Annotated in this window: 5 protein-coding genes and 2 pseudogenes; 4 read left to right on the top strand and 3 right to left on the bottom strand. The window is 70.0% G+C overall.

The annotated features are described in order from the left end of the window. Positions 1–303 (bottom strand): annotated as a pseudogene (locus tag R6V09_RS44305) (hypothetical protein); the annotation flags it as partial. A 276-nt stretch (positions 304–579) separates the two neighbouring features. Here R6V09_RS44305 and purN point away from each other — a divergent pair. Next, a complete protein-coding gene (purN, locus tag R6V09_RS44310) occupies positions 580–1,209 on the top strand; it encodes a phosphoribosylglycinamide formyltransferase (RefSeq protein WP_317887149.1) in 630 nt (209 codons plus the stop codon). Next, a complete protein-coding gene (purH, locus tag R6V09_RS44315) occupies positions 1,206–2,771 on the top strand; it encodes a bifunctional phosphoribosylaminoimidazolecarboxamide formyltransferase/IMP cyclohydrolase (RefSeq protein ID WP_317887150.1) in 1,566 nt (521 codons plus the stop codon). The genes purN and purH overlap by 4 nt, the downstream gene beginning before the upstream one ends. Positions 2,772–2,857: 86 nt before the next feature. On the opposite strand, the gene R6V09_RS44320 is transcribed toward purH, so the two are convergent. Together R6V09_RS44320 and R6V09_RS44325 are read right to left on the bottom strand one after the other, a co-directional pair. Beyond that, the gene (locus R6V09_RS44320; protein ID WP_317887151.1) at positions 2,858–3,526 is read right to left on the bottom strand and encodes an RDD family protein; all 669 of its coding nucleotides are present in this window, start codon (positions 3,524–3,526) and stop codon (positions 2,858–2,860) included. A gap of 227 nt (positions 3,527–3,753) precedes the next feature. Further along, on the bottom strand, positions 3,754–4,386 hold the full coding sequence (locus tag R6V09_RS44325) for a hypothetical protein (protein ID WP_317887152.1): 633 nt from the start codon (positions 4,384–4,386) through the stop codon (positions 3,754–3,756). A 260-nt stretch (positions 4,387–4,646) separates the two neighbouring features. Between R6V09_RS44325 and R6V09_RS44330 the strand changes: the two genes are divergently transcribed. Together R6V09_RS44330 and R6V09_RS54785 are read left to right on the top strand one after the other, a co-directional pair. Further along, positions 4,647–5,501 carry a bifunctional methylenetetrahydrofolate dehydrogenase/methenyltetrahydrofolate cyclohydrolase gene (locus tag R6V09_RS44330; RefSeq protein WP_317887153.1) on the top strand — a complete coding sequence of 285 codons (855 nt, stop codon included), beginning with the start codon at positions 4,647–4,649 and terminating at the stop codon, positions 5,499–5,501. Between the two features lie 31 nt (positions 5,502–5,532). After that, positions 5,533–5,694 (top strand): annotated as a pseudogene (locus tag R6V09_RS54785) (DUF3017 domain-containing protein); the annotation flags it as partial.

Below are 5,694 nucleotides of genomic sequence, written 5' to 3' on the forward strand. Positions count from 1 at the left end.
GCCCTGGGAACGCCCTGGCTGCCGGTCGCTCCACTGACTGCCCCACGGCGAACGGCCGCCGTCATCCTGCGGGCCGTCGTCGCCGCTGTCCCGACCCTCCGGGCGCCGCGGCTGCCACGGCCGGTCCGGGGTGCCCTCGGGCGGCGGGGCGAACGGATTGTCGTCCTGCCCCGCACCGCTCTGTCCCTCCGAGGGCGCGTCCGGCGGAGAGGAGGGCCGCTCCCGGAGCAGCACGGTGCCGCGCTCCCCTCCCTGCAACGACTGCGGGGGGAACGTGAGGAGTCGGGGACTGCGGTCCGGCATCAAGTGAGCGTCTTTCCCCTTGTTGGATACGTCTCTCCGACATGAGCTGTCACTTCGTGAACGCGTCGCACGACAAGCGCGTTCCCGAACCCGCTCTCCCCAGACGCTACCTTCCGGCCACGCCCCCGTCCCGTGGGGGCCGTCCGGTGTGCCGGTATCGTTGCTGACGGTCGGCCGCTTCGTAGACTTCCCCGTATCCCGGGGCGCGAAGCATTCGTATGAATGCACGAACGGGCCGCCCGCACGCACCCCGCTCCCCCGAGAAAGGGCCCCGCCGTGGCCGCCAAGCCCGTGGCCAAGCGCCTTGTCGTGCTGGTCTCCGGATCCGGTACGAATCTGCAGGCGCTGCTCGACGCCATCGCGACCGAGGGCGACGAGGCGTACGGAGCCGAGATCGTGGCCGTGGGCGCGGACCGCGAGGGCATCGAGGGCCTGGCCCGCGCCGAGCGCGCCGGACTGCCCACCTTCGTGTGCAGGGTGAAGGACTTCGGGACTCGTGAGGAGTGGGACGCGGCCCTCACGGCGGCGACCGCGGCGTACGAGCCCGATCTGATCGTCTCGGCCGGGTTCATGAAGATCGTGGGCAAGGAGTTCCTCGCCCGCTTCGGCGGCCGGGTCGTGAACACGCACCCCGCCCTGCTGCCCAGTTTTCCGGGAGCCCACGGCGTACGGGACGCGCTCGCGTATGGCGCCCGGGTCACCGGCTGCACCGTCCACTTCGTCGACGACGGCGTCGACACCGGACCGATCATCGCTCAGGGCGTGGTGGAGATCCGGGACGAGGACGACGAGAGCGCTCTGCACGAGCGCATCAAGGAAGTCGAGCGAAGGCTGCTCGTCGATGTCGTGGGGCGGCTGGCCCGCAACGGCTATCGCATCGAGGGACGAAAGGTAGTTATCCAGTGACCGCCGAGAGCAACAAGCGAGCCATCCGTCGCGCGCTGGTCAGCGTCTACGACAAGACCGGCCTGGAGGAGCTGGCGCGCGGCCTGCACGAGGCCGGCGTGGAGCTGGTCTCCACCGGGTCCACGGCCGCGAAGATCGCCGCGGCCGGTGTCCCGGTCACCAAGGTCGAGGAGCTGACCGGCTTCCCCGAGTGCCTGGACGGCCGGGTCAAGACCCTGCACCCCAAGGTGCACGCCGGCATCCTCGCCGACCTGCGCCTGGAGAGCCACCGCCAGCAGCTCGAAGAACTGGGCGTGGCCCCCTTCGACCTGGTGGTCAGCAACCTCTACCCGTTCCGGGAGACCGTCGCCTCGGGCGCGTCCCAGGACGAGTGCGTCGAGCAGATCGACATCGGCGGCCCGTCGATGGTCCGCGCCGCCGCCAAGAACCACCCGTCGGTCGCGATCGTCACGAGCCCCGCCCGCTACGCCGACGTCCTGAACGCCGTACAGACCGGCGGCTTCGACCTCGCCACCCGGAAGCGGCTCGCCGCGGAGGCCTTCCAGCACACGGCGTCGTACGACGTGGCGGTGGCGAGCTGGTTCGCGAGTGCGTACGCGCCCGTGGACGACTCGCTGTTCCCGGACTTCCTGGGCGCCACCCTGGAGCGCAAGAGCACGCTGCGGTACGGCGAGAACCCGCACCAGCCCGCCGCGCTCTACGTCGACGGCACGGGCACTGGCCTCGCCGAGGCCGAGCAGCTGCACGGCAAGGAGATGTCGTTCAACAACTACACTGACACGGACGCCGCCCGTCGTGCCGCGTACGACCACGACGAGCCCTGTGTCGCGATCATCAAGCACGCCAACCCCTGCGGTATCGCGGTCGGTTCGGACGTCGCCGAGGCGCACCGCAAGGCGCACGCGTGCGACCCGCTGTCGGCGTTCGGCGGCGTGATCGCCGTCAACCGGCCGGTCAGCAAGGAGCTGGCGGAGCAGGTCGCGGAGATCTTCACCGAGGTCATCGTCGCGCCGGACTACGAGGAGGGGGCCCTTGAGGCCCTCGCCAAGAAGAAGAACATCCGGGTCCTGAAGACCCCGGGCGCGCCCTCGCACCCCGCCGAGGTCAAGCCCATCGACGGCGGCGCCCTGCTCCAGGTCACCGACCGGCTCCAGGCCGACGGCGACGACCCGGCCAACTGGACGCTGGCGACGGGCGAGGCGCTGTCCGCGGCCGACCTCGCCGACCTGGCCTTCGCCTGGAAGGCCTGCCGTGCGGTGAAGTCCAACGCGATCCTGCTGGCCAAGGACGGTGCCTCGGTCGGCGTCGGCATGGGCCAGGTCAACCGCGTGGACTCCGCGAAGCTGGCGGTCGAGCGGGCGGGCGCCGAGCGTGCCCAGGGTTCGTTCGCGGCCTCGGACGCCTTCTTCCCGTTCCCGGACGGGCTGGAGATCCTCACCGGGGCCGGCGTCAAGGCCGTGGTGCAGCCCGGCGGTTCGATCCGCGACGAGCTGAGCATCGAGGCCGCAAAGAAGGCCGGCGTCACGATGTACTTCACGGGGACGCGGCACTTCTTCCACTGACCCCCGCCGCCAGTGCCAAACACCGGAGCCGTACCCCCCTGTTCATCGGGTGGGTACGGCTCTTGGTGTGAGCGGTGTCCGGAGCGTCAGTTCTGGATGACCATCGTGTTCGCGGCCTTGTCGTGCCAGCCCTGCTGGCGGCCGGACTTGTCCCAGAACGGGGACAGGAAGACGACGAGCTCGCCGATGCCGCAGGCGATGCTGCCGACCACCGGGATGACCCAGCGGATGATCGACGAGCCCAGGCCCGGCTTCTGGCCCGTGTCGGCCTTCACCACGCGGAGGCCGACGGCCATCTTGCCCAGGGTCGCGCCCACCAGACCGATCATCAGCCACTCGTAGAGCAGGCTGCAGATCGTCAGGACGCCGATGATCGCGCCGATCGTGGCCACCAGGTGGCTGGCGGCGTCATCGACGCAGGAATTGTAGTCGGCGGCGTTCGGGTCGCACTTGCTGAAGGCGCTGAACGAGCCGGCGACACCCGCGAAGGAGAGCACGAAGTAGATGAAGCCGATGATCAGCCCGTCGATCACGCGGGCGCCGAAACGCCGGCCCATCGAGGCTATGCGGGGGGCGCCGGGCATGCCGGGGCCGCCCGGGTAGCCGGGCTGCTGGGGGTAGCCGTAGCCGGGCTGGCCGCCCTGGGGCTGGCCGTAACCCTGCGGGGGCTGCTGCTGGGGATAGCCGTAACCGGGCTGGCCCTGCTGGGCGTTCTGGGGCTGCCCATAGGGGTTGTTCGGATCGCCGAAGCTCATGGCGAGGTTCCTCCGTGTGCACTGTCTCAGCTGGGGACGATGCGGGTTGCGCGGAGGAACGTCGTTGCTTGAGCGGTTTTCCCCCCGAACATGAACCGCGGTACTGCGCCGCTCATGTTCGTGGGGGTGATCACTTTTTGTCCAGTTGGAATCCTCATGTGTTGTGTAAGCGAAACATCAATTTTGCGTCGCGACCGAATGTGTTCGCTTGCTCTTTTCTGCTCCTCTCAGTAGCGGGGACGCGCGAACCAGGCCGTGCCGCTGGCGACCACCGGGGCCGCCGTGATGACCGCGCCGAAACCGACCCACAGCAGCGGGAGGATGACCGCCGAAGCCATCCCGCTGTCGAGGCCGACGACCAGGAGGATGAAGCCGATGATCGTGCCGAGCGCGCCGTAGACCACCGTGGTCACGCGGATGCCCTGGCCGCCGTTGCCGAACTTGACGCCCAGCGTGATGGACAGGGCGGCGAAGGCGAGGGTGACGAGCCCGATGAACACCAGCGCGCCGGCCGCCGCGTGACCGGCGTCGTCGAGCGACCTCAACGGGACGGCGGAGTTGGCGTCGTCCGTCACGTCGTTGACGAAGGCCCCGATGTAGAGCCACACCAGGCCGCCGATGATCTGCGTCGCGGAGATGATGAACAGGAAGACGCGGGCCGTCATCAGCAGCCCGGGCATCGACTGCGCGGGCACCATCCCGCCGCCCGGGTAGCCGGTGTAGCCGGCGTACGGCTGCTGCTGGGGATAGCCGTAGCCGTAGGTGTAGCCGGGAGCGGTGGGGGGCTGCTGGGGTGGTTGGGGCGGCTGTGATGGCTGGGCCGGCTGGCCGTACGGGTTGTTCGGGTCGCCGTAACTCATGGCGTCTCTCCTCCGTCTGCCTCGGACGAGTGCGGGGACGGCGTGCGGCACCGACTGGAGGAAAGCCCTGTGGATCAAGCGGATGGTACGGACGCGCTGCGTTCCCCCGGTACTGCACGCGGCACTGTGTCCCCATGGTTCTGGAGGCGGCTGCCCCCGTCCAGAGGAATTCCGTATATTGCGTATATTCCGCATGTTCCGTATGCGTTGTGGAGACGCCTGATTGGAATCGGGGCCCGGTCATCCGCGAGGATGGGGCCATGACCGCCCAAATTCTCGATGGCAAGGCCACCGCAGCCGCGATCAAGTCCGATCTGACCGCCCGCGTGGCGGCGCTGAAGGAGAAGGGCGTCACGCCCGGCCTCGGCACGATCCTCGTCGGGGACGACCCCGGCAGCCAGAAGTACGTCGCCGGCAAGCACCGGGACTGCGCCCAGGTGGGCATCGCCTCCATCCAGCGCGAACTGCCCGCCACCGCCACCCAGGAGGAGATCGAGGCGGTGGTCCGGGAACTCAACGAGGACCCGGCCTGCACTGGCTACATCGTCCAACTCCCGCTCCCCAAGGGCATCGACGAGAACCGCATCCTGGAGCTGATGGACCCGGACAAGGACGCCGACGGCCTCCACCCGATGAACCTCGGCCGGCTCGTCCTCAACGAGCCCGCCCCGCTGCCCTGCACCCCGAACGGCGTCCTCACCCTGCTGCGCCGCTACGGCGTGGAGATCAAGGGCGCCGAGGTCGTGGTCGTCGGACGGGGCGTCACCATCGGCCGCCCGATGCCGCTCCTGCTCACCCGGCGCAGCGAGAACGCGACGGTGACCCAGTGCCACACCGGCACCCGCGACCTGTCGTCCCACCTCAAGCGCGCCGACATCATCGTCGCCGCCGCGGGTTCCGCCCATCTGATCCGGCCCGAGGACGTGAAGCCCGGCGCCGCCGTCCTCGACGTCGGTGTCTCGCGGAACGCCGACGGCAAGATCGTGGGCGACGTCCACCCGGGCGTAGCCGAGGTCGCCGGCTGGGTCTCCCCGAACCCCGGCGGAGTCGGCCCGATGACCCGCGCCCAGCTGCTCGTCAACGTGGTCGAGGCGGCGGAGCGCAGTGTCGCCTGACAGCAAGGAACCGGGGAAGGGAGCGGACGCCGTGGACGACATCGAGGTGACGGACCCCGTCAGCGCCCCCGACGCCGACGGCACCCCGCGCCGCACCACCCGCCGCTTCCCCCTCTTCACCCGGGACACCGCCCGCCCCGAGGGCGGCGGGCGGGCGGCGGCCGGTTCCGCCCCGGCACCGGCCCGCCAGTGG

The organism is Streptomyces sp. W16, from assembly GCF_033194735.1.
Lineage (GTDB): Bacteria > Actinomycetota > Actinomycetes > Streptomycetales > Streptomycetaceae > Streptomyces.

Excerpts from the sequence above, each read along its gene's own strand:
- R6V09_RS44320 (WP_317887151.1), bottom strand. The coding sequence starts at position 3,526 with ATGAGCTTCGGCGATCCGAACAACCCCTATGGGCAGCCCCAGAACGCC.
- R6V09_RS44330 (WP_317887153.1), top strand. The coding sequence starts at position 4,647 with ATGACCGCCCAAATTCTCGATGGCAAGGCCACCGCAGCCGCGATCAAG.
- R6V09_RS44325 (WP_317887152.1), bottom strand. The coding sequence starts at position 4,386 with ATGAGTTACGGCGACCCGAACAACCCGTACGGCCAGCCGGCCCAGCCA.